Source organism: Streptomyces niphimycinicus (assembly GCF_018883605.1).
Classification (GTDB): Bacteria; Actinomycetota; Actinomycetes; order Streptomycetales; family Streptomycetaceae; genus Streptomyces; species Streptomyces niphimycinicus.
On sequence record NZ_JAHLEM010001357.1, the window covers coordinates 1 to 427 of the forward strand.

Here is a 427-nt window from a genome sequence, read left to right on the forward strand (position 1 = left end):
CGCTCGGCGACCCGCTGGGCCGCCTGCGCCGCCCGTACGGCCTCGCGGGGGCGCCCGGCGTCGCGGGCGAGGAAGGCGGTGTTGCAGAACGCGTGGGTCTCCAGGGCGGCGTCGCCGGAGACGCGTGCGGTGGCCAGGGCCTCGGCGTAGTGCGACCGCGCGTCGGACAGCCGCCCGGAGTCATGGGCCAGCCAGCCCACCGAGATGGCCAGTTCACCGGCGCCCGCGAAGAGCCGCTCGGCGATCGAGCGGCTGTAGCCGCCCGCGTCGAGCAGTGCGTAGGCGGCGCTCAGCGGCTTGGCGGTGTGGGCGTAGAGGGGATCGGCGCCGTGCTGGTCGTCCAGCACCCGGATCCGTCGTACGGCCTCCTCCACGGCGGCGGCCTCGGCCTCCCCCACCCGCCGCCCCGCCCGCCGGGGCGGCGGCC

General features: G+C 78.2%; 1 protein-coding gene. It reads right to left on the bottom strand.

The features are described from left to right. The coding region (locus KN815_RS49725; protein WP_507229946.1) for an NsdA family TPR-like regulatory protein at positions 1-427 on the bottom strand (427 nt) is incomplete at both ends.